1 protein-coding gene is annotated in these 474 nt (G+C 70.0%); it reads right to left on the bottom strand.

Going from position 1 to position 474, the window contains the following annotated elements; all coding sequences use genetic code 11:
- Nucleotides 1-98: 98 nt before the first annotated feature.
- The coding region (locus AC07RN_RS21100; protein WP_478337234.1) for a hypothetical protein at nt 99-474 on the bottom strand (376 nt) is incomplete at its 5' end.

Below are 474 nucleotides of genomic sequence, written 5' to 3'. Positions count from 1 at the left end.
GTACCCGGTGATGAGGGTGCCGTCCAGGTCGAAGGCCGCCAGCGTCGTCGGGCCCTCGGGGGCGGCGGCGATCGCGGCGTGCAGATCCTTCAGGCGGTTCATCGGTCCGACTCCGCGGGCCCGTCGGCCAGTTCGGCGGCCGAGTCGGGGCCCTTCACCTCGTCCAGCTTGGCGTGCGCCAGGTCGCGGATCTCCCGGACCCGCCGGACCAGCGTCCGGATCTCGGCGGCGAATGTGCGGCGCCGCTCGAGCACCGACGGGTCGTCGGTCCCGATCAGTGTCCGATTGCGTGCCAATTGCAGCGCGGTGCCGAACAGTTCCGACGAGATCGATTCACTGCTGGCGATCTGCTGCCGCAGCCGCCGCTGCTGCGCCAACGCGAGGCACTCCGTCACGAACGTCTTCTCGTCGAAATCCCGCGACACCGGGGCGTCGAGCAGGTGATCGGCCACCACCTCGTACGCCTCGAGGAAC

It is taken from the genome of Lelliottia sp. GFLA7 (genome assembly GCF_056490165.1).
The sequence above is the reverse complement of the archived record's forward strand: the minus strand, read 5'-3'. Positions and strand labels throughout refer to the sequence as shown.